General features: G+C 66.4%; 17 protein-coding genes, 1 tRNA gene and 1 pseudogene. 14 read left to right on the forward strand and 5 right to left on the reverse strand.

What is annotated here, in order from left to right; all coding sequences use genetic code 11:
- Positions 1-82 precede the first annotated feature (82 nt).
- From G6N55_RS04680 to G6N55_RS04695, 4 genes are all read left to right on the forward strand, one after another.
- On the forward strand, positions 83-2,758 hold the full coding sequence (locus G6N55_RS04680; RefSeq protein ID WP_085225520.1) for an ATP-binding cassette domain-containing protein: 2,676 nt from the start codon (positions 83-85) through the stop codon (positions 2,756-2,758).
- Positions 2,759-2,851: 93 nt separating this feature from the next.
- Entirely contained in the window at positions 2,852-3,292 is a 441-nt protein-coding gene (locus G6N55_RS04685) for a DUF402 domain-containing protein (RefSeq protein WP_139827031.1), read from the forward strand.
- Between the two features lie 43 nt (positions 3,293-3,335).
- Positions 3,336-3,875, forward strand: a complete 540-nt coding sequence (locus G6N55_RS04690; RefSeq protein ID WP_085225524.1) for a DNA polymerase ligase N-terminal domain-containing protein — start codon at positions 3,336-3,338, stop codon at positions 3,873-3,875.
- A gap of 50 nt (positions 3,876-3,925) precedes the next feature.
- Positions 3,926-4,336, forward strand: coding sequence for a hypothetical protein (locus G6N55_RS04695; RefSeq protein WP_085225526.1), 411 nt, complete (start codon positions 3,926-3,928; stop codon positions 4,334-4,336).
- Between the two features lie 4 nt (positions 4,337-4,340).
- Here G6N55_RS04695 and coaE read toward each other — a convergent pair whose 3' ends face one another.
- The 3 genes from coaE to polA form a co-directional block, all read right to left on the reverse strand.
- Entirely contained in the window at positions 4,341-5,555 is a 1,215-nt protein-coding gene (gene coaE / locus G6N55_RS04700; RefSeq protein ID WP_085225528.1) for a dephospho-CoA kinase, read from the reverse strand.
- Between the two features lie 12 nt (positions 5,556-5,567).
- Complete coding sequence (gene rpsA / locus G6N55_RS04705) at positions 5,568-7,013, reverse strand: 30S ribosomal protein S1 (RefSeq protein WP_085225530.1); 1,446 nt, start codon at positions 7,011-7,013, stop codon at positions 5,568-5,570.
- 162 nt (positions 7,014-7,175) lie between these two features.
- Positions 7,176-9,836, reverse strand: a complete 2,661-nt coding sequence (gene polA, locus G6N55_RS04710) for a DNA polymerase I (RefSeq protein WP_179968166.1) — start codon at positions 9,834-9,836, stop codon at positions 7,176-7,178.
- Positions 9,837-9,970: 134 nt separating this feature from the next.
- On the opposite strand from polA, the gene G6N55_RS04715 reads away from it, so the two are divergent.
- Both G6N55_RS04715 and G6N55_RS04720 read left to right on the forward strand, forming a co-directional pair.
- On the forward strand, positions 9,971-10,414 hold the full coding sequence (locus G6N55_RS04715) for a Zn-ribbon domain-containing OB-fold protein (RefSeq protein WP_085225533.1): 444 nt from the start codon (positions 9,971-9,973) through the stop codon (positions 10,412-10,414).
- Positions 10,411-11,613, forward strand: a complete 1,203-nt coding sequence (locus G6N55_RS04720) for a lipid-transfer protein (protein WP_085225534.1) — start codon at positions 10,411-10,413, stop codon at positions 11,611-11,613. Before G6N55_RS04715 ends, G6N55_RS04720 begins: the two co-directional genes overlap by 4 nt.
- Before the next feature lie 136 nt (positions 11,614-11,749).
- Here the strand turns inward: G6N55_RS04720 and G6N55_RS04725 are convergent, their stop codons facing one another.
- On the reverse strand, positions 11,750-12,376 hold the full coding sequence (locus tag G6N55_RS04725; protein WP_139827037.1) for an ANTAR domain-containing response regulator: 627 nt from the start codon (positions 12,374-12,376) through the stop codon (positions 11,750-11,752).
- 112 nt (positions 12,377-12,488) lie between these two features.
- On the opposite strand from G6N55_RS04725, the gene G6N55_RS04730 reads away from it, so the two are divergent.
- From G6N55_RS04730 to cydC, 8 genes and pseudogenes are all read left to right on the forward strand, one after another.
- Positions 12,489-12,565 (forward strand) — tRNA-Leu (locus tag G6N55_RS04730).
- 454 nt (positions 12,566-13,019) lie between these two features.
- Positions 13,020-13,703, forward strand: a complete 684-nt coding sequence (locus tag G6N55_RS04735; protein WP_139827032.1) for a hypothetical protein — start codon at positions 13,020-13,022, stop codon at positions 13,701-13,703.
- Positions 13,704-13,751: 48 nt separating this feature from the next.
- Positions 13,752-15,092 (forward strand): adenylate/guanylate cyclase domain-containing protein, encoded by a 1,341-nt coding sequence (locus G6N55_RS04740; RefSeq protein ID WP_085225538.1) that lies wholly within the window; start codon positions 13,752-13,754, stop codon positions 15,090-15,092.
- Between the two features lie 23 nt (positions 15,093-15,115).
- Positions 15,116-15,709, forward strand: coding sequence for an HdeD family acid-resistance protein (locus tag G6N55_RS04745; RefSeq protein ID WP_139827033.1), 594 nt, complete (start codon positions 15,116-15,118; stop codon positions 15,707-15,709).
- 46 nt (positions 15,710-15,755) lie between these two features.
- Positions 15,756-17,210, forward strand: a complete 1,455-nt coding sequence (locus tag G6N55_RS04750; protein ID WP_085225542.1) for a cytochrome ubiquinol oxidase subunit I — start codon at positions 15,756-15,758, stop codon at positions 17,208-17,210.
- A 19-nt stretch (positions 17,211-17,229) separates the two neighbouring features.
- Entirely contained in the window at positions 17,230-18,270 is a 1,041-nt protein-coding gene (cydB, locus tag G6N55_RS04755) for a cytochrome d ubiquinol oxidase subunit II (RefSeq protein ID WP_085225543.1), read from the forward strand.
- Positions 18,271-18,350: 80 nt separating this feature from the next.
- Positions 18,351-19,940 (forward strand): thiol reductant ABC exporter subunit CydD, encoded by a 1,590-nt coding sequence (gene cydD, locus G6N55_RS04760; RefSeq protein ID WP_232079033.1) that lies wholly within the window; start codon positions 18,351-18,353, stop codon positions 19,938-19,940.
- Positions 19,927-21,682, forward strand: a pseudogene (gene cydC / locus G6N55_RS04765) (thiol reductant ABC exporter subunit CydC). The gene cydD and the pseudogene cydC overlap by 14 nt, the downstream one beginning before the upstream one ends.
- On the opposite strand, the gene G6N55_RS04770 reads toward cydC, so the two are convergent.
- The gene (locus G6N55_RS04770; protein ID WP_085225545.1) at positions 21,574-22,971 is read right to left on the reverse strand and encodes a bifunctional lysylphosphatidylglycerol flippase/synthetase MprF; all 1,398 of its coding nucleotides are present in this window, start codon (positions 22,969-22,971) and stop codon (positions 21,574-21,576) included. The pseudogene cydC and the gene G6N55_RS04770 overlap by 109 nt on opposite strands.
- Positions 22,972-22,987: the final 16 nt, after the last annotated feature.

Genomic DNA, 22,987 nt, shown 5'->3' on the forward strand with positions numbered 1-22,987 from the left:
ATGAAGCGGCCGAACGGAAACAAAGCCAAGTCACAGGCGAGTCCAATGGGGGGCACTGACTCGGCGCACCGATACTTGAGTAGTGAGTCGACCCGCCCCTCCTGTCCTGACAATTCGGCACGACGGGTCTCAACGAACCTTTGCCGCAGGTCACGAGGCGATCGTCGGCCGTGACCAGCAGGCGGACCTGCGCATCGCCGACCCCCGGATATCCCGTGCGCACCTGATCGTGCGCTTCGATCAAGGACGTTGGCTGGCCATCGACAACGGCTCGCTGAACGGCACCTACGTCAACGGCTACCGGATGCCGGTCATCGACATCCATGACGGCCAGAGCATCAATATCGGAAATCCTCAGGGGCCGCGGCTAACCTTCGCCATCGGACCGCAGCAGGGTCAGATCAGCGGACCGCCCCCGATCAGGCCGACACCCGATTCGGGACCACCCACCGTCGCCTGGTCCGCGATGCCGGACCTACCGACCACCATCTCGCAGCCGCTCCCACCGCCGCCGCGGCAAGGCGCAAACCCACCACCCCGCACGCGACCCAGGCGGCAGCAACCCCAAATGCCCGGCCCACCAAGGTATCCCGGTACGCGGCCGCGTAAGGCGCCGCCTCGGATGCCACTGCCGCCGCCCGCCGTACCGCCCGACGAACTGACCGTCGTCCATGCCGGGTCGCTGGCCATGCCGTCGGCTCAGCCGGACGAGACCCCACCCGCCGAGTCCACCGTGATCGACGCCAAGACCGCCGACGTGTCGAGCCTCGCGACGCGTTTTGTGAAGCTGCTCTCACCACGGTCGTCGTCGGCCGCGGGCACCGCCGGCGCTAAGACGATCGGGCGCGCCCCCGAGAACGACATCGTCGTCTCCGACGTGCTGGCCTCGCGTCAGCACGCGACGTTGATCCCCACGCCGCTGGGCCTCGAGATCCGGGACAACAGCATCAACGGGACGTTCGTCAACGGCACCCGGGTCGGGTCGGCGATTTTGAGCGACGACGACGTGGTCACCATCGGCAACGTCGACCTGGTCGTTCGTGACGGCACCCTGGTCAAACTCACCGAGGCCGCCACCCGCGCCGGCGGCCTGGAGGTGCGTGACGTCAAGTACGTCGTCGACAACGGCAAGCAGCTGCTGGACAACATCTCGTTGACGGCGCGCCCCGGGACGCTGACCGCCGTCATCGGCGGATCCGGCGCCGGAAAGAGCACCCTGGCCCGATTGATCGCCGGCTACACCACTCCCAGCTCCGGCTCAGTCACGTTCGAGGGCCACAACATTCACGCCGAGTACGCGTCGTTGCGCAGCCGGATCGGCATGGTCCCGCAGGACGACGTCGTGCACCGCCAGCTGACCGTCAACCAGGCGCTGGGCTATGCCGCCGAACTGCGGCTGCCGCCCGACACCAGCAAGGCCGACCGCAACCAGGTCGTCACGCAAGTGCTCGAGGAACTCGACCTGACCAAGCACGCCGACACCCGCGTCGACAAGCTCTCCGGCGGCCAGCGCAAACGCGCCTCGGTGGCCCTCGAACTGCTCACCGGGCCGTCGCTGCTGATCCTCGACGAACCGACCTCGGGCCTGGATCCGGCGCTGGACCTGCAGGTCATGACGATGCTGCGCCAGCTCGCCGACGCCGGGCGCGTCGTGCTCGTCGTCACGCACTCGCTGTCGTACCTCGAACTGTGCGACCAGGTGCTGTTGATGGCGCCGGGCGGAAAAACCGCGTACTGCGGCCGGCCGGACCAGATCGGTACGGCGATGGGCACCAGTAATTGGGCCAAGATCTTCGCCAAGGTGGGCGCCGACCCCGAGGAAGCCAACCGGCGCTTCCTGGAACGGAAAGAGGCCGAGCGGCGGCCGCAGAAACCGTTGGCGGCCAAGGACGATGAGCCGGGCGAGCTGGGTGAACCGGTCCACACCAGCGTGCGGCGCCAGATCTCGACGATCGCCCGCCGGCAGATCCGGCTGGTGGTCGCCGACCGCGCCTATTTCATCTTCCTGGCGGTGTTGCCGTTCATTCTGGGGTCGCTGTCGCTGACGGTTCCGGGCTCGAACGGGTTCCATCTGCCCGGCCAAAACGCCGGCACACCAGACGAATCCGCCCAGATACTGGCCCTGTTGATGCCCGCCGCGGCGTTCATGGGCACCGCGCTGACGATCCGCGACCTGGTCGGCGAACGCGCCATTTTCCAGCGCGAGCAAGCGGTTGGGCTGTCGACGACCGCCTACCTGCTGGCCAAGACCGGTGTCTTTTGCGGGTTCGCGATCGTGCAGTCGGCGATCATTACCGCGATCGTGGTGATCGGCAAGAGCGCACCGACGCGGGGCGGCCTGCTGCTGGGCCATGGCACGCCCGCGGCCACCGTCGAGCTGTTTGCGACCGTCGCCGCGACGTGTGTCGCGTCGGCCATTCTCGGCCTGGCCATTTCGTCGCTGGTCCGCTCCAGCGAGCAGATCATGCCGCTGTTCGTGGTGACGGTGATGGCGCAGCTGGTGCTGTGCGGCGGGATGGTCCCGGTGACGGGCCGGCTCGGGCTCGATCAGCTGTCGTTCCTGATGCCGGCGCGCTGGGGTTACGCCGCGGCGGCCGCGACCGTCGACCTGCGGCATCTGGTGCCGGATTCGCTGCTCTCCCAGGACAAGTTCTGGCAGCACACGCTGAAGACCTGGCTGTTCGACCTGGGCATGCTGGGCGGCCTGTCCCTGTTCTATCTCGGATTCGTGCGATGGAGGATCCGGCTGCGCCGCTGACCGTCGCGATCCCGGTAAGGTGACGCCATCCATCCACCGAAGCACGAGACATTCGACCTGCTCGCCCGCACCAACACCGATCCCAAGGGCATTGTGCGGGCGGTCGATGAGTACGCGCTGCACCCGTGGGGGCTCTACGTCGCCCGGCCGACGCCGGGCCGAGCTCAATTCCACTACCTGGAATCATGGCTGCTGCCCTCGCTGGGACTGCGCGCCACGGTATTCCACTACAACCCGGGCCACGAGCGCGACCACGACTACTACCTCGATGTCGGCGAATATGTGCCCGGCCCGAAGGTGTGGACCTCCGAGGACCACTACCTCGATATCGAGGTGCGCACCGGATCCGCCGCGGGGCTGGCCGACGTCGACGAGCTGCTGGATGCGGTGCATCAGGGTCTGCTGACAACCGAAGTTGCTGAGCAGGCGCTCTATCGTGCCGTACACGCCATCGAAGGGCTGGCTCGAAACGGCTACGACCTGCACCGCTGGCTGGCCGGCACCGGCATCGAAGTCACCTGGCGCCAGCGGTAGCCCGGTTCAGTTTCCGCGGCCTGCGCGGGGGTAACTCTGCGGTATGCCTTTGAGTGAATACCGGCGCAAACGTCGAGCCGAGAGCCTCAAACCGCGCCGGCGGCTGCGACGTCGGCGCCGTGCCGGCCGGCGCGCGCCGTCCTTCGTGATCCAGCACCACGAGGCCCACTACGACTTGCGCCTGGAGATCCGGGGCGTGCTCGTGTCGTGGGCGATAGCCAACGGGCCGTCGGCGAACCCGAGGGACAGGCGGATGGCGCGCCGCACCGAGGACCACCCACTGTTTCCCGAGGACGAGCGTGGCGCCGGTCCGGCGATCGTCTGGGACCGCGGCAGCTACGCCAACGCGACCGAGCGCGCGATGGCAGAGTGCCTGGACCGCGGTCACCTGTCGTTCCGTCTCGAGGGCGAGAAGCTGTGCGGCGGCTTTACCCTCACCAGAATCCGTGCGGGCCGCGACGAGACCTGGCTGATGATCAGACGCCAAGACGAAGGCGCCGCCGCTGGGCGCAAACCCGTTACGAGCCAACCCGAGTCGGCACCGCCCGACCGCGAGCCGGACGATCTGGCCGAATCGTCCTAACCGGGAACTCGTGTGGTTCGCGAAGTCCGCTGGGCGTAATCTCTGCTGCTATGACCCCTCCTACGTGCAGGTGGATGCCGGTGGTCGCGGTGACCGTGATCGGCTCACAGCTGGTTCCCGCGACGGCGCATGCGGAGCTGCACAACATCACCTACCGGGCCAGGATCGACGCCCTCACGACCGGCAGTCAGGCGACCTTCGTCACCAACGGTGGCCAGACGAACACCACCAACCTTCCGTCGATGCCGGGCAACGCATTCGAGGCCAACACCGTGTTGCCCGATCCGGCGCAAGCCGGCCTGCGGATCGTGCTGCATTTCCCGTACGCGGCGAACGTGCACTGCGAGATCGACGTCGACGACGACGTTTTCGCCCAGGCCGATCAGATGGTGCGGCCGGTGGCCGGCAATTCGGATCCCAATAACGGTGCGCTGCAATGCGGAGCGCCACTGCCCACCTAAGGAACTAAGGCTTCCAGCCGGTGAAATCCGCCCACTCCCAGGCCCGGCGGTAGGCGTCGGCGAACCACGGCTCCTTGGCCTCGACGTAGATGTTCATGTCGCCGTCCGCGGGCTTTTCGGCCTCGTGCTTGACGGCCAGGTAATTCACCCGCTCCCCCGGGTTGGCGGCCAGCCAGTCGACGAACAGCAGGGCGAACTGCTGGTTCGGCCAGCCCGCGACCCTGATGTGCACGTTGGTGGGACGCCCGGGATCGGCCGAGGCATGAATTCGCTTCTGCCACAATGCCGGATCGTCTTTGTGGTCGTAGTCGGCGACCGTGCTGCGCGCATCGGTCTTGGCATCGTCGCGCTCGATGTGGTCGATGCGCGGGTAGCCGGCCGCCAGCAACGCCTCGCCGAGTTCATCGGCCACCGCCAGTGATTCGACGGTGATCTGGATGTCGATGACGTCCTTGGCGTCGAATTCCGGCACCGCGGTCGATCCAATGTGGTCGACGCGCAACGCCTTATGGCCGCACGACGTCACCAGCCGGTTGACGATGCGCCGCGCCTGATCCGGCCAGGTCGGGTCGGCCGGCACCACTCGCGCCGGTGCGCGCACGAACCGGCGCTCGGCCAGGTTGGCCGCGAACGGCACGATCCGGTCGTTCCACACCTCGCGGGCGCGTTTGACCAAATCCTCTTGGCTGCCCGAGTTATCCAGCCAGATGTCGGCGACGGCACGACGCTGCTCGTCGTTGGCCTGCAGCGCGATCCTGGCGCGGGCGTCGTTCTCGGGCATGCCGCGCAGCTCGATCAGCCGCCGCACCCGCAGTTCCACATCGGCGTACACGATGATCACCAACGGGAACAACGGCGCCATACCCGATTCCACCAGTAGCGGAATGTCTTCGACCACAACCGAATCGGCAGGTACCGACGCGATGATCTCCGAACGCCGCTGCGCCACCAGTGGGTGCACGATCGAGTTCAGCTTCTGGCGCGCCTCGTCGTCGACAAAAGCCTTGGCCGCCAAGGCCGGACGGTCCAGTGAACCGTCCGGCTGCAGGATGTCCGCACCGAACGCCTCGACGAGCGACGCCAGCCCTTCGGTGCCCGGCTGGACGACCTCGCGGGCGATGACGTCGCCGTCGACGATGACACCACCGCATTCCGCGAAAGTGGCGGACAGCGCCGATTTCCCGGCGCCAATGCCACCGGTCAACCCGATGCGCAGCATCCGTGGCGAAGGTTAGGCGTTGCCGGCGAGCTTTTCACGCAGCGCGGCGAGTTGCGCATCGCTGGCCAGCGAGCCGCCCGCCTCCTTCGGCGAGGCCGCACCGTTGCCCGGCGCGTGGTCGCCACTGGTGTGAGCCTCGGCCTCGGCAGCGGCGAACTTCTCCATCTGCGCGGTGTGCATCTTGTGCCGGCGCTCGGCCTCGGCGTAGCGGGCCTCCCACTCGTTGCGCTGAGTGTCGAAGCCGTCCATCCACTCGTTGGTTTCGGCGTCGAAGCCCTCGGGGAAGATGTAGTTGCCCTGCTCGTCGTAGCTGTCGGCCATGCCGTACTTCGCGGGGTCGAACTCGTCGGTGTAGTCCTCGTTGGCCTGCTTGAGCGACAACGAGATTCGGCGACGCTCCAGGTCGATGTCGATGACCTTGACCATCGCGTCGTCGCTGACGGCAACCACCTGGTCGGGCACCTCGACGTGGCGCTCGGCCAGCTCCGAGATGTGCACCAGACCTTCGATGCCCTCCTCGACACGCACGAACGCGCCGAACGGCACCAGCTTGGTGACCTTGCCGGGAACGATCTGGCCGATCGCGTGGGTGCGGGCAAAGTGGCGCCACGGGTCTTCCTGGGTCGCCTTGAGCGACAACGAAACCCGCTCGCGGTCCATGTCGACGTCGAGCACCTCGACGGTGACCTCGTCGCCCACCTGGACGACCTCGGACGGGTGATCGATGTGCTTCCACGACAACTCGGAAACGTGCACCAGACCGTCGACACCGCCGAGATCGACGAACGCGCCGAAGTTGACGATCGACGAGACCACACCCTTGCGGATGGTGCCCTTCTGCAGCTGGTTGAGGAACTCGCTGCGCACCTCGGACTGGGTCTGCTCCAGCCAGGCGCGGCGGCTCAGCACCACGTTGTTGCGGTTCTTGTCCAGCTCGATGATCTTGGCTTCGATCTCCTTGCCGATGTACGGCTGCAGATCGCGGACCCGGCGCATCTCGACCAGCGATGCGGGCAGGAAGCCACGCAACCCGATGTCGAGGATCAGGCCGCCCTTGACGACCTCGATGACGGTGCCCTTGACGGCCTCGTCCTTCTCCTTGAGCGCCTCGATGGTGCCCCAGGCGCGCTCGTACTGTGCGCGCTTCTTGGACAGGATCAGACGGCCTTCTTTGTCCTCCTTGGTGAGAACAAGGGCCTCGACCTCATCACCGACGGTAACGACCTCGTTGGGGTCGACATCGTGCTTGATGGAGAGTTCGCGGGCGGGGATGACCCCTTCGGTCTTGTAGCCGATATCGAGGAGCACCTCGTCCCGGTCCACTTTGACGATCGTGCCTTCGACGATGTCGCCATCGTTGAAGTACTTGATCGTTTTATCTATTGCGGCGAGAAAATCCTCGCTCGAGCCAATGTCGTTGACGGCTACTTGCGGCGAGGTGACGGCGGGACTCGGCATATTGTTGGGGTGCTCCGGACAGGTTGGGTCGTAGGGATAAAACAGGGATTTACCTGATTAGGCTACTCGACTAGGCCTACGCTGGCCAAACTCGGCCTCCGCAGACCGTTGCATATCTGGCGCGGAAGTTACGGCTCGGCAAATTCCGAGTCGGATTCGGCGCTAATGGGCCGCGTTGTCCCAGCTGCGGCCGTAGCCGACGGAAACCTCGAGCGGAACGTCCAGCGGATAGGCGGCGCCCATCTTGTCGCGGGCCAGCTCTTCGACCTGTTCACGCTCGCCGGGGGCGATTTCGAACAGCAATTCGTCGTGGACCTGCAACAACATGCGTGACTTGAGCCCGGCTTCCTTGATGGCCTTGTCGACCTCGATCATCGCCACCTTGATGATGTCGGCCGCGCTGCCCTGGATGGGTGCGTTGAGCGCCGCCCGCTCGGCGGCCTCGCGGACCTGGCGATTGCTGCTGTCCAGCTCGGGCAGATAACGCCGGCGGCCGAACACGGTGGAGGTGTAGCCGTCCTTGCGGGCCTGCTCGACGACGTTCATCAGGTAGTCGCGGACTCCGCCGAACCGGGCGAAGTATTGGTCCATCTGATCTTTGGCCTCTTCGGTGGAGATCTTGAGCTGGGCGGACAACCCGTAGGCGCTCAACCCGTAGGCCAGGCCGTACGACATCGCCTTGACCCGGCGGCGCAGCTCGGGCGTGACCTCCTCGATCGGCACGCCGAATGCCCGGGACGCGACGAACGAGTGCAGGTCTTCGCCGGTGTTGAACGCCTCGATCAGTCCCTCGTCGCCGGACAAGTGCGCCATGATCCGCATCTCGATCTGGCTGTAGTCGGCGGTCATCAGCTCGGCATAGCCGTCGCCGACCACGAACGCGTCGCGGATGCGCCGGCCGGCCTCGGTGCGGATCGGAATGTTCTGCAGATTCGGCTCGGTCGACGACAACCGGCCGGTCGCGGCGATGGTCTGGTTGAACGTGGTGTGGATACGCCCGTCCGAGGCGACCGCATTGAGCAGCCCGTCGACGGTGACCTTGAGCCGGGTGGCATCGCGATGGGCGAGCAGATGCTGCAGGAACGGATGGCCGGTCTTGTCGAACAGCGACTGCAGGGCGTCCGCGTCGGTGGTGTAGCCGGTCTTGGTGCGCTTGGTCTTCGGCATGCCCAGCTCGTCGAAAAGCACCGTCTGCAACTGCTTTGGCGAGCCCAGGTTGATCTGCTTGCCGATCACCTCGTAGGCCGCCTCGGCCGCGTCGCGGATCTGGGCCGCGAAATCGCTTTGCAGCTCGGACAGTCGCGGCAGATCCACCGCGATGCCGACGTGCTCCATCCCCGCCAGCACCCGTTGCACCGGCAGCTCCATGCCCTCCAACAGCGACGTGGAGTTGATCCGGGCCAGCTCCTCGTCCAGCGCATCGGCCAGGTCCAGCACCGCAACGGCGCGCAGGATCAGCGTCTGCACCGCCTGGTCGTCGACCCCCTCGGAGTCGTCGAGAAGCGAAAGTTGTTGCTGCTCAGCCGTTTCGGCGCGCAGCTCACGGCGCAGGTAGCGCAGCGACAGGTCGTCGAGGGAGAAGCTGCGCTGCCCGGGCCGCACCAGGTAGGCCGCCAGCGCGGTATCCGAGGTGACGCCGGCCAGCGTCCAGCCCCGCCCGGCGAGGTCGTGCATCGCGAGCTTGGCTTCGTGCAGCGCCTTGGGCGGGCCGGGGTCGGCCAGCCAGGACGCCAGCGCCGCCTCATCGTCGGGATCCAGCGTCGAGGTGTCGATGTAGCGGCCCTCGCCGTCGGAGGACACGATGGCCAGCGCGGTGGCGTCGGCGTCGTACGCCAGGTGGGTGCCGACGACGGCCAGGCCGAACCGCTTGCCTGAGCTGTGTTCGGCCAGCCACACGGCCAGCTGACCGGCCTCCAGCGCGCCGCCGCGCACGTCGAATCCCTCGTCCACTTCGGGCTCGACGGCGGCCAGCGTGTCGAACAACCGGTCGCGCAGGACCCGGAACTCGAGATCGTCGAACAGCCGGTGGATGTGGTCGCGATCCCACGGCAGCAGCCGCAGCGTGTCCGGGGTTTGCGCCAGCGGCACGTCTTTGACGAGATCGGTGAGCTCGCGGTTGCGGATGACATTGGCCAGATGGGCCCGCAGCGCGTCGCCCACCTTGCCGCGCACCGAGTCGACGTTGTCGACCAGGCCCTGCAGCGACCCGTACTCGACGATCCACTTGGATGCGGTCTTCTCTCCCACGCCGGGAATGCCGGGCAGGTTGTCGCTGGGATCGCCACGCAGCGCGGCGAAGTCGGGGTATTGGGTGGGCGTCAGCCCGTACTTCTCGACGACGGCGTCCGGGGTGAAGCGGGTGAGTTCGCTGACGCCCTTGCGCGGATACAGCACCGTCACGTCGTCGCTGACCAATTGCAGGGCGTCGCGGTCGCCGGTGACCACCAGCACGCGGTAGCCCTCGTTCTCGGCCTGGGTGGCCAGCGTCGCGATCAGGTCGTCGGCTTCGAATCCGGGCTCGGCGAGCACGGTGATGCCCAGCGCGTTCAGCACTTCCTTGGTGATGTCGATCTGCCCGCGAAACTCGTCGGGGGTCTCCGATCGGCCGGCCTTGTACTCCGGGTAGCGCTCCAGCCGGAACGTCTGCCGGGACACGTCGAACGCCGCGGCGACGTGCGTCGGGGCCTCGTCGCGCAACAGGTTGATCAGCATGGCGGTGAAGCCGTAGACCGCGTTGGTGGTCAGGCCGCCGCGGGTCTTGAAGTTCTCCGCGGGCAGCGCGTAGAACGCCCGAAAGGCCAGCGAATTGCCGTCCAGCAACATCAGCGTCGGTTTGGTCTGTTCCTTTGTGGCGGCAGGCACGGGTCTCACTCTAGGCACCGGGTGTGACGGCGCTGCGGCCCCGGCAGAACTGCAACACGTTTCAGTTTTGTGTTTGAGCTGGGTAGTCTGGCCGAGTGCCAGAGGTCACCAGTAAACAAGCCGCGATCGACGGGTGGTTCGCCACCGACGACGCCGGAAATCCCCATCTGATCGGCAGCAAGTGCCCCGAGTGCGGAACGTATGTTTTCCCGCCGCGGGAGAACAACTGCCCGAACCCGGCCTGCGCCAGCGACCGCCTGGAGTCCGTCGCACTGTCGACGCGGGGAATGCTGTGGAGCTACACCGAAAACCGGTACCCCCCGCCCGCGCCCTACCCCGCGGCCGACCCGTTCGAGCCGTTCGCCATCGCCGCAGTGGAGCTGGCCGACGAGGGAATCATCGTGCTGGGCAAGGTGGTCGAGGGCACGCTGGCCGCCGACCTGAAGGTCGGCATGGAGATGCAACTGGCCACGATGACCCTGTTCACCGACGACGACGGCGTCGAGCGCATCGTGCACGCCTGGAGGATCGCATCATGAGCACACCCGAACCGCTGTACATCCTCGGCGCCGGGATGCACCCCTGGGGGAAGTGGGGCCGCGACTTCACCGAATACGGCGTCGTCGCCGCGCGCGCCGCGCTGGCCGAGGCCGGGCTGGACTGGCAGCAGATCCAACTGGTCGCCGGCGCCGACACCATCCGCAACGGCTACCCGGGCTTCATCGCCGGGTCGACGTTCGCGCAGAAGCTCGGCTGGAACGGCGTGCCGGTCAGCTCGAGCTACGCCGCCTGCGCCAGCGGTTCGCAGGCGCTGCAAAGCGCGCGTGCACACATTCTGGCCGGGTTCTGCGACGTCGCGCTGGTGATCGGCGCCGACACCACGCCGAAGGGGGCGTTCGCCCCGGTGGGTGGGGAACGCAAGAACGACCCCGACTGGCAGCGGTTCCACCTGATCGGCGCGATGAACCCGGTGTACTTCGCGCTGCTCGCGCGCCGGCGGATGGACCTCTACGGCGCGACGTCGGAGGACTTCGCCCAGGTGAAGGTCAAGAACTCCCAGCACGGCCTGCAGAACCCGAATGCCCGCTACCGCAAGGAATCCTCGGTCGAGGACGTGCTGGCCAGCCCGGTGGTCTCCGACCCGCTGCGGCAACTCGACATCTGCGCCACCTCCGACGGCGCCGCGGCGCTGATCGTGGCCAGCGCCGAGTTCGCCCGCAAGCACCTCGGCTCGCTCGACGGCGTGCCCTCGGTGCGTGCGGTCAGCACAGTGACGCCGCAGTATCCCCAGCATCTGCCCGAATTGCCGGACATCGCAACGGATTCCACCGCGGTGGTGCCCGGGCCGGAGCGGGTGTTCAAGGATCAGATCCTCGACGCGGCCTACGCCGAAGCCGGTATCGGCCCCGAGGACGTGAGCCTGGCCGAGGTCTACGACCTGTCCACCGCGCTGGAGCTCGACTGGTACGAGCACCTGGGGCTGTGCCCCAAGGGCGAGGCCGAGCAGTTGCTGCGCAGTGGCGCGACGGCCATTGGCGGCAAGGTGCCGGTGAATCCCTCCGGCGGGCTGGCGTGTTTCGGCGAGGCCATCCCGGCCCAGGCGATCGCTCAGGTCTGCGAGCTGACCTGGCAGCTGCGTGGCCAGGCCACCGGCCGGCAGGTGGAGAACGCCAAGGTCGGCGTCACGGCGAATCAGGGCCTCTTTGGCCACGGTTCGTCGGTCATCGTCGCCCGCTAGGGGCTTGGGCCTCGTTGCGTGTGCGTTCACGGCTTTCGGTGTGCGCTCACGGATTGGTGCCACGGCGTGTCGCCAGCCTGACCGCACACTCCAGGCCGTCACCGCACACTCAATGCGGCGGGCGGGGCGCGGCGAGCTAGCCGGACTCCCCGTCGGACTCGCCGCCGAGCGTTTCCAGCACGACTTCGGCCACCCGCTTCATCGTCGTCCGGCGATCCATGGCGGCCCGCTGAATCCACTTGAACGCCTCGGGCTCCGTCATGCCCTGCTTGGACTGCAGCAGGCCCTTGGCGCGTTCGATGACCTTGCGGGTCTCCAGGCGGTCGGACAGCGTCGCGACTTCGTGTTCCAGCGCGGTGATCTCACCGAATCGGCTGACGGCCAATTCAATGGCCGGAATCAGGTCGCTGATAGTGAACGGCTTCACCAGGTAAGCCATCGCCCCGGCATCGCGCGCCCGCTCGACGAGGTCGCGCTGGCTAAACGCGGTCAGCACGACGATCGGCGCGATGCGTTTGCTGGCTATCTCCGACGCCGCGTCGATGCCGTCACGGCGCGGCATCTTCACATCCATGATCACGAGGTCGGGCTTATGGCGCTCGGCCAGCTCGACGGCTTCCTGGCCGTCCCCCGCCTCGCCGACGATGTCATACCCCTCCTCTCGGAGCATCTCGGCCAAGTCCATACGGATCAGCGCTTCGTCTTCCGCGATCAGGACCCGGCGCGGCACAGCGGCGTCGGTGTCGGTCGTGGGGCCTGTCATGACGGACATTCTCTCGTGGATCACGTCGACCAGCGACATCGGGGGCGGCGAGAGCAGATGACCGCGGCGATCCTCTATGGTGGGAGGCCGCTTAAGTTAATAGGCCGGACACGCCCTCGTATCCCAACTGGCAGAGGAAACGGATTCAAAACCCGTCCAGTGTGAGTTCGAATCTCACCGAGGGCACCACGCCCGACCCGGCGGAAACCGGGTCCAGGATCGCGTTTCGGCAACGCCTCAATAACGCCGCAATCCCGAATGCAGCACGGTTGGTTCTCGGCACCTTTTCGGCTTGTTCAACAGACGTACAGTAAGCACGCTTTACCCCCGTTCACCCAGAATGGAGTTCGTCGTGTCGCGTTTTAGCAAACTGTTCATTGCCATCGTTATTGTGCTGACCCCGCTCACCACTTCGGGATGCGGAAGCTTCTGCCTTCCCGGCGGGTCCTGCGTCACTATCTAAGTGGCTCAGTGCTATCCACCCCTCCACGGAGGGGTGGATAGTTAGCTTCACCCGGTGGTTGATCACTGGGATCGCCTATACACCAATGTATTCGGTGAATACCGCAGATGCGCACACCGACCTCAGTAGTATTCGGGGATGCCGTGAGAAACGGCACCTTCTCGTGCGGGAGGTGGTGGCGTGAACCTGCGACGCGATCGACGGGAACCGTTGGCGGACATCGTCATTGAACTCGACGACCCCGCCGATCTGTTCGCCGTCGACGAGCGGGCCGTGTTATCCGGCGCCCGCCGAATCGACAGCGGCATCGACGAACTCGTCGAATTGTTGTTGGCCCAGAAACGACATTCCAGCGTTCAGCGAATCGTTTTGGATATCGCCGGCGAAGGCTCCGAGGAACTGGCAGCGAACTTGGAGGCGTCGGTCCGCCGCTACTGCGCGATGGCCGTGCGCCGCGCAGACCGGCAGCATGACCTGATTTGGCGCCAGGGCATGCGGTCGCTGATCAGCGGCTCGCTGCTGTTCGTTTCCGGCATTGGGCTGTCGTACCTGTTCACTCGCCCGTGGGTGGGTGAGCTCCCGGGTGAATTGCTCGGCAATGGCGTGTTCCTCGTGGTGGCGTGGGTCGGCCTTTGGTACCCGCTGGATGTGCTGTTCATCGCCAGAGAGCAGGCAAAGCGCGAGTCGCGGGTGTTCGCCATGATGCTGGCCATGCCGGTCGTGGTCCGGACCCATGCCGGCGCGGTGACCATCGAGCACCGGCCCGGGTTCACCCCATCCGGCGGACGGCGCAGCACTCGCTTGCGTGATACGCACATCCGTTTGCGCGGTGCGCCGCCGACCGGGAGTCCCGGCCCGAGTTAGCCAACCGCAACGCTGGGGAATCGTCTGGCAAGCGGTTACGCTTCTAACGTGGTGGCTAGGAAATGCGGTGCCCCACCAAGTGAGCCGGATGGCTCGACACGCCCGGACTGTAAAGCGGCGGTGCGGGCCAAGAATCGCGCCCGCAACGATCACTACGCCGATAGCCACGACCGCCGTGTCCGGGTGCTCAATATCAACGCCATGATGGCGGTGGTCATCAGCCTGCTCTTCGGGATCCTGGGCATCTGGGCCGGAACGTTCGCCCAGCGAACCCAGGTGATCACCCTCATCGCCGCGATGATCTTCCTCACGGTCCCGTGGCTGCACCGCTTCGGGGAATTGGTTGCGCCGCTTACCTACATCGTCTCGGCGTATCTCGTCATCTTCTTCATCTGCTGGGAGGTCGGCACCGGCTCCGGCGTCCAGTACTACTACGTCGCGAACGCGAGCCTGGTGGTGTTGCAGCTCGGCATCGAGCGCGTCGGCCTGGCCGCTCTGCTGGCAGCCGTCGGCGCCGGACTGGTGATCACCCTGCAGTTCCTGGTCCCCCGCTCGACCGGGCTCGAGCAGCCCTGGGCCGAGCGGACGAGCTTCATCATCACGACCATCTCGGCCTGCACGATGGCGGTGGTCACGGTGTGGTTCGCGCTGCGGGACACCAAGCGCGCCGAGGCCGTCATGGAGTCCGAGTACGAGCGCTCGGAAGCCCTGTTGGCCAACATGTTGCCGGCCAGCGTCGCCGACCGCCTCAAAGAACCCGAGCGCGACGTCATCGCCGACCGCTACGAGGAAGCCTCGGTGTTGTTCGCCGACATGGTCGGCTTCACCGAGCGCGCCAGCTCCACCGCACCGTGCGACCTCGTCAAGTTCCTCGACCGCCTCTACAGCGCGTTCGACGAACTGGTGGACAAGCACGGACTGGAGAAGATCAAAGTCAGCGGGGACTCCTACATGGTCGTCAGCGGCGTCCCGCGACCCCGGCCCGACCACGTGCAAGCACTGGCCGACTTTGCCCTCGACATGGTCGCTACCGCCACGAAAATCCAAGACGCACAAGGCGACCCGGTGCCGATCCGAGTCGGCTTCGCAATGGGCACCGTGGTCGCCGGCGTCGTGGGGTCGCGGCGTTTCTTCTACGACGTGTGGGGTGACGCGGTCAACGTCGCGGCCCGGATGGAATCGACCGACTCCGTGGGCCAGATTCAAGTGCCCGAGGACGTTTACCAGCGCCTGAAGGACGAGTTCGTGCTGCGGGAGCGTGGCCGGATCGAGGTCAAAGGCAAAGGCGTCATGCACACCTGGTACCTGATCGGTCGCAAGCCGGGAGCGGCCGAAGCCGATGATATGACCGCCGACGCACCCCAAACATCCCACGGCGCCACGGTCTAAAGCCCCTATTCTCGGCTGCGCGGTTGTGCCACAGTGAGGCTATGCAGCCAAGCGAAGTTCCAAGTATGTTGCCGCATTTGTGGAAATCCACGCTGGCATCGGGAGTCCTGACGTTGATCGTCGGTGTCCTGGTGCTGGCGTGGCCGGGAATATCCGTCCTGGCCGCCTCGATCGCCTTCGGCGTCTATCTGCTGATCACGGGTGTCGCGCAGGCTGTATTCGCCTTCAGCCTGCATGTTTCGGCGGGCAGCCGCATCCTGCTGTTCATCAGCGGCGCCGCGTCATTGATCCTGGCCGTACTGGCATTTCGCCATTTCGGCCAGGGGTACGCGGTGCTGTTGCTGGCCATCTGGATCGGCATCGGATTCATCTTTCGTGGTGTGGCCACAACGGTTTCCGCGATCAGCGATCCCACCCTGCCGGGGCGCGGCTGGTCGATTTTCCTCGGCGCGATCACGCTGATCGCCGGCATCGTCGTGCTGGCGTCGCCGCTCGCATCGATCATCACCCTGGCGATCGTCGTCGGCATCTGGCTGGCCGTCATCGGCGTCTTCGAGGTGATCGCGTCATTCGGGATCCGCAAGGCCTCGAAGGAACTTGGCGCCGAGACCGCCTAACTACTACACTGTGTCGTAGACACGCTGCAGTCACGGGAGATGACAGATGAATGTCGTCGACATTTCGCGGTGGCAGTTCGGTATCACCACCGTCTACCACTTCATCTTTGTGCCGCTCACGATCGGCCTGGCCCCGTTGATCGCGGTCATGCAGACCGTCTGGGTGGCCACCGGCAATACCGCGTGGTATCGCCTGACCAAGTTCTTCGGCAAGCTGTTCCTGATCAACTTCGCGATCGGGGTGGCCACCGGGATCGTGCAGGAATTCCAGTTCGGCATGAACTGGAGCGAGTACTCGCGGTTCGTCGGCGACATCTTCGGTGCCCCACTCGCGATGGAAGGCCTGGCCGCCTTCTTCTTCGAATCCACCTTCCTCGGGTTGTGGATCTTCGGCTGGAGCCGACTGCCGAAGTTGGTGCACCTGGCCTGCATTTGGATCGTTGCCATCTCGGTCAACGTGTCCGCGTTCTTCATCATCTCGGCGAATTCGTTCATGCAGCATCCGGTCGGCGCGCATTACAACCCCGCGACGCGGCGCGCCGAACTGGACAGCATCGGGGCACTACTCGGCAATAACACTGCGCGAGCGGCATTTTCGCATGCGGTCAACGGTTCACTGCTGACCGCGGCCACCTTCGTTGCCGCCGTGAGCGCCTGGTGGCTGATTCGCGCGAAGAAGACCGCCGACCTAGACCTCGGTGCGGTGTTTCGCCCGGCGGCGATCCTGGGTTGCTGGGTGGCGCTGTTCGCCACCGTCGGGCTGTTCTTCACCGGCGACCTACAGGGCAAGCTGATGTTCCAGCAGCAGCCGATGAAAATGGCGTCGGCCGAATCCTTGTGCGACACCCAGACCGATCCGGACTTCTCCATCCTGACACTCGGTAGGCACAACAACTGCGACAGCATCACCCGCGTGATCGAGGTGCCCTACGTCTTGCCGTTCCTCGCCGAAAGCAAGTTCACCGGGGTGACATTGCAGGGCGTGCGCGACATCCAAAAAGCCTCCGAGCACAAGTTCGGGCCGAATGACTACCGGCCCAACCTGTTCGTTACCTATTGGTCGTTCCGCATGATGATTGGTCTGATGGCGATCCCGGTGCTGTTCGCGCTCACCACCTTGTGGCTCACGCGTGGCGGCCGTAACCCCACCCAATCGTGGTTCTCCTGGTTCGCACTGCTGACCATCCCCACCCCGTTCCTGGCCAACAGCGCCGGATGGGTATTCACCGAAATGGGCCGCCAGCCTTGGCTTGTGGTGCCGAACCCGACCGGCGACCAGCAGGTGCGGTTGACGGTCAGCCAGGGCGTGTCGGATCACGCGTCGGGCATGGTCGTCACCTCACTGGTGACGTTCACTCTGGTCTACGCGGTGCTCGCGGTCATCTGGTTCTGGCTGTTGAAGCGCTACATCGTCGAGGGACCGCTGGAACACGACGCGGAGCCCGCACCGCCGAAAGGCCCCGGCGATGACGAAGTCGCCCCGTTGTCGTTTGCCTACTGACCCGGGAAGGAGATAACCAATGGCGTTGCAAGAGTTGTGGTTCGGCATCATCGCCGTGCTGTTCCTGGGCTTCTTCATCCTGGAGGGCTTCGACTTCGGGGTGGGCATGCTGATGGAGCCGTTCGGCCGGGTCGGCAACGGCGATCCAGAAAACCACCGGCGCGCCGCGCTGAACACCATTGGCCCGGTGTGGGACGGCAACGAGGTCTGGTTGATCACCGCCGGCGCCGGGATGTTCGCCGCGTTTCCCGGCTGGTATGCGTCGGTGTTCTCGACGCTGTACCTGCCGCTGCTCGCGATCCTGTTCGGCATGATCGTGCGCGTCGTGGCCATCGAATGGCGCGGCAAGGTCGACGACCCAAAGTGGCGTGCCGTGGCCGATTTCGCGATCGCGGCCGGATCGTGGCTGCCCGCGGTGCTGTGGGGGGTGGCGTTCGCCATCCTGGTACGCGGCCTGCCGGTGGACGCCAATGGTCACATTCATCTCTCCATTGGCGACGTGCTCAACGCCTACACGCTGCTGGGCGGCCTGGCCACGGCCGGGCTGTTCTTGTTCTACGGCGCGGTCTTCGTCGCGCTCAAGACGTCGGGCGGGATCCGCGACGATGCGCAGCGGTTCGCCAAGCAGTTGTCGCTGCCCGTCACGGGACTGGTTGGCGTCTTTGGGCTTTGGACGCAGCTCGCGCATGGCAAGACCTGGACCTGGCTGGTGCTGGCGGTGGCGGTCGTCGCGCTGCTTGCCGCGGTCGCATTGGTGTGGCGCCGCGCCGCCGACGGCTGGGCATTCGCGAGCACGGCGCTGGTGGTCGCCGCGGTGGTGATTCTGTTGTTCGGTGTGCTGTATCCGGATTTGGTGCCCTCGACGCTGAACAAGCAGTGGAGCCTGACGATTTACAACGCGTCGTCGACTCCCTACACGCTGAAGATCATGACGTGGGTCACCGGCTTCTTCGCGCCGCTGACGGTCGTGTACCAGGCGTGGACGTATTGGGTGTTCCGGCAACGGATCTCCGCTGACCGGATACCGCCGTCGATCGGGCTGGCAAGGCGTCCGTCCTGAGCACGCGCAACTCCCGGGCGCCCGTGGACCCGCGCCTGTGGCGGGCATCGGCCGCGTTGCGTCGCTACCTCGCCGCCACGGTGAGCTGTGGGGTGGTGATCTCCGCGTGCGCGATCGGCTCGGCCATCGTGCTGGCAGGCATCGTCGCGCGGATCATCACCGATCCGTCAGCCCGCAGTCTGCGGAGCTGGCTGGGACCGCTGTCAATCCTGTTGGCGCTGTGGGCCGTTCGCACGATGGCGCACTGGCTGCAGGCGCGCCTGGGCCAGCGCGGCGCCAGCGCGGTGATCGCCGACCTCAACGGCCAGGTACTGGCGGCGGTGACCGCCCGGCAACCCAACGAGCTTGCCGCGCAGCGGGATGCGGCCACGATCGTGGTGACCCGCGGTCTTGACGGTCTACGTCCCTATTTCACCGGCTATGTGCCGACCCTGTTGCTGGCCGCGATCCTGACTCCGGCGACCGTGGCCGTGATCGCGCTCTATGACTTGAAATCGACGGTGATCGTGGTGATCACGCTGCCGCTGATCCCGATCTTCATGGTCCTGATCGGGCTCGCGACGGCCGAGCGGTCGGCGGCCGCGCTGGCGGCCATGACGACGCTGCAAGGCCGGCTGCTGGACCTGATCGCCGGTATCCCCACGCTGCGGGCTCTGGGCCGTGCCTCAGGCCCCGAACATCGCATCGCCGAACTCGCTGCCGCCCATCGGCGTTCGGCGATGGCGACGCTGCGTATCGCATTCCTGTCGGCGCTGGTGCTCGAACTGCTGGCCACCTTGGGTGTCGCACTGATCGCGGTCGGAATCGGTCTGCGCCTGGTGTTCGGTGAGTTGAGCCTGGCCACCGGATTGACGGTGCTACTGCTGGCACCCGACGTCTACTGGCCGCTGCGCCGTATCGGCGTGGAATTCCATGCCGCTCAGGACGGTCGAGCCGCGGCCGACGAGGCATTCGCCCTCATCGGCGCGCCGACGATCGCGCCCGAGCCCAACCGCACGGTCGACGCGCGCGGAGCGGAAATCCGCCTGGAGAACCTCAGCGTGGCCGGGCGAGACGGCAATTCGCCGTGCGAGCTGACCGCGGCGATTCCGCCGGGCCTGGTAACGGTGCTGACCGGCCGCAACGGCGCCGGCAAGAGCACCACCCTGCAGGCCATCGCCGGACTCGCGGTGCCGTCATCGGGCCGGGTCCTCGTCGACGGGGTCGATATCACCGAGCTGGAGCAGGCCGCGTGGTGGCGACAATTGTTCTGGCTGCCACAACGCCCAGTGCTCGTCCCCGGCACGGTCCGGGACAACCTGGCCCTGCTGGGCGACTTGGACGACGTGGAACGCGCTTGTGCCGCAGCGGTATTCGATGCGGTGCTGGTCGAGCTGCCCGACGGGCTTGACACCACACTGGGGCGCGACGGCGCCGGGCTGTCACTGGGACAGCGGCAGCGGCTGGGCCTGGCCCGAGCATTCGGGTCGCCGGCACCGGTGCTGCTGCTCGATGAACCCACCGCACACCTGGACGCCGACACCGAACAGCACGTGCTGCGGGCCATCGCCGAGCGGGCGCGGGCGGGGGCGAGCGTGGTGATCGTCGGCCACCGGCAGCCGGTCCTGGCAATCGCGGATCAGGTCGTCGAGGTGGTATCGGACCGCGAGGTGCAGTGTGCGCGCGTCTGATCCGCTGCTGGCCGCGTCGAGTCTGTTGCGCCCACGGCTGCCCCGCATCCTAGCGGCCATCGCGCTGGGGGTGCTGTCGCTGGGCAGCGCACTGGCCCTGGCCGGAGTGTCGGCGTGGCTGATCACGCGGGCCTGGCAGATGCCACCCGTCCTCGACCTGTCCGTCGCGGTCGTCGCGGTGCGCCTGTTCGCGATCGCGCGAGGCCTGCTGCATTACTGCGAGCGACTCGCTACCCACAACACCGCGCTGCGCGCGGCCGGCGTTGCGCGCGCGCAGATCTATCGACGGCTGGCCGACGGGCCGGCCGCGGTGGCCGTCCGGTTGCACAGCGGCGAGCTGGTGGCGCGCGTCGGCGCAGACGTCGACGAACTGGCAGACGTGTTGGTGCGCGCCCTGATCCCGATCGGTGTCGCGGCGGTGTTGGCGGTGGCGGCAACCGTCGCGGTCGCGGTCATTTCTCCGGCGGCCGGCACGGTGCTGGCGATCTGCCTGCTCATCACGGGCGTGGTGGCTCCCCTGATTGCCGGCAGAGCCGCGGCCACTCAGGAAAAGGTTGCCCGCCAACATCATTCCGAGCGCGACACGTCGGCGATGATCGCGCTCGAACACGCGCCCGAACTCCGGGTCGCGGGTGCTCTTCCCGAGGTGATCGCCGAATCGCACCGCCGTCAACTCCATTGGAGCGATGCGTTGGATGCGGCAGCCAGACCGGCCGCCCTGGCCGAGGCGATGCCCACCGCCGCGATCGGCGCCAGTGTGCTCGGCGCGGTCGTGGCGGGGATCGGCCTGGCGCCCGCGGTCGCCCCCACCACCCTGGCGGTGTTGATGTTGTTGCCACTGTCCGCCTTCGAGGCGATGACTCCACTGCCGGCGGCCGCCATTCAATTGACCCGCTCGCGCATCGCCGCACGTCGCCTGCTCGATCTGGCTCCGCCAGTACACCCAACCGAATCCCCTACGCCGACACCACTACCGAACGGCACCGCCCGGTTATCGGCCGACGTGCGCTCCGGCCACACACAGGCGTCCTCACTCCAGGTGAGCGTCGACCTCGAGCCGGGCGCGCGGCTGGCCGTCACCGGCGCCAGCGGCTCCGGTAAGACGACACTGCTGATGACCCTCGCCGGCCTGGTGCCGCCGCTGCGTGGCCACGCGACGCTGAACGGGAACGACCTGAGCCGGTTCGATGAGCATGAATTGCATCGCGCAGTCAGCTTTTTCGCCGAAGATGCACACATATTCGCCACCACGGTCCGAGACAATCTCCTGGTCGCCCGCGGCGACTGCGCGGACGACGAATTGGCGGCAGCGCTGGACGCTGTCGGGCTCGGCGCATGGCTCGCCAGCCTGCCCGACGGCCTCTCGACGGTGTTGACCGGCGGCGTGCACGCCGTCTCGGCGGGTCAGCGCAGGCGTCTGCTGTTGGCCCGGGCAATGCTCTCGCCGGCCCGCATCGTGCTGCTCGACGAGCCCACCGAGCACCTCGACGCGGTTGACGCCGAACGGATCCTGGCGGATCTGCTGACCCCGGCGTCCGGGCTGATGAACGCCGAGCGCACCGTTGTGGTGGCCACTCACCACATGCCCACCGCCGTTGGCTGTCCCGAACTGCACATCGGCTAACCGCGCGACTCAGAGGTGGCGTCGGCGCGGCATGAATTCCAGTGTCAGCAAAACGAATGCCAGCGGCACCAGCTGTGTCAGCGAAATCAGCGCGTACCGGCGGGCGTCCAGCGCGTGAAATTTGCGCACGTACCGGTACAGCGACTCGAGAGCGATCAACGGGTCGAGCAGATGGATCAACCGGTAGCACACTCTCTCCAGCAGGCCGGGATTCTTGTCGTCGAAGATCTCCGGGAACGCCGCAAATGCGAGCGAAACGCGTTGTGCACCGTCAGCCTTACCGGCCATGATCATGTCGACACTGAGCCGTTCGTCGATTCCGTTGGGTGCGCCGCGGCGACGCCACGGCACATCGAGGCTGATATCGCTGCCACCCCCGGCAGTCGCGTATCGATGGAAGCCCTGGGCCCGCCCGTCGGCATCCCTGGCGATAATCAGCCGTACGCCCGGGAATCGGCCCTCCAGCACGCCATCGAGGTTCATGTAGAAGCCGCGATCGGTGTGAGCTCCGCTGGGCGATGCGTGCACCACATCCGCCAGCTCGGCCACCAACGTATCGTCGAGTTCTTGCTCGGTAACGATTTCCGTGGTGATGCCCGCGTTGTGGGTGCGCTGTACCGCCTGCCGCAAATTGCGAAACTTGCGGCCCACCATGTCGAAACCGGCCACGTCGACGACGACGTCGCGCCCGATCGGCACGGCCCGCAGCGACTGCCTGATCACGGCTCGGTCGCTCCAGAGCGCGAGCCGGCGCTCGCTGCACCCCACTACCGCGATACGCCAGCCGTGGGCATGACACATCGCGGCGAAATCGGCGACCAATTGCGGGAATTGGGCCTCGTCACCGATCGGGTCCCCGCCGACGACCGCGAACCCCATCCGAGTCCGATAGGCCAGCGCCGCCGTGCCCCCGGCGCTGAAGTGGTAGGTCTTACCCGTTTGCATCGCGAATGGCGCCAGCGGATCATTGGTGGTGGCGTTGATCAAAGCCCATGCCCGGGGCAGATTTTCGGGTTGCGGATGCGACGAGGTCGGCCACATCAACACCAATCCCGATCCAGCGATCAGCAAGTCGCCAAACAGGTCGAACCCCAACACATGCGAGCCCAGCCCCGCCAACACACAAAGCGCGGCCAGTCCAGCGTGCAGGGTGATCACCGGACGCCCCAGGAAAATGCCGCGGGCGATCAACGCCACCGCGGCCAGCACCACCAGGGACCAGCCGAGCCGATCGGCGTAGTGCCATTGGGGCGCAGAGCGGTGATGGGCGAGGATCGCGACCAGCCAGCATGCGGCGCACAATAGCGCCACGGCGCCGACGCAACGCGCTGCGAGCGAATCGACGTGAACCACAACGCGTTCGCGCGCGCGCAGTTTGGGGAGGAGGTCTGGTGACGGGCTTTTCATACTTCACCTCCCGATG

The organism is Mycobacterium florentinum (assembly GCF_010730355.1).
GTDB classification, from domain to species: domain Bacteria; phylum Actinomycetota; class Actinomycetes; order Mycobacteriales; family Mycobacteriaceae; genus Mycobacterium; species Mycobacterium florentinum.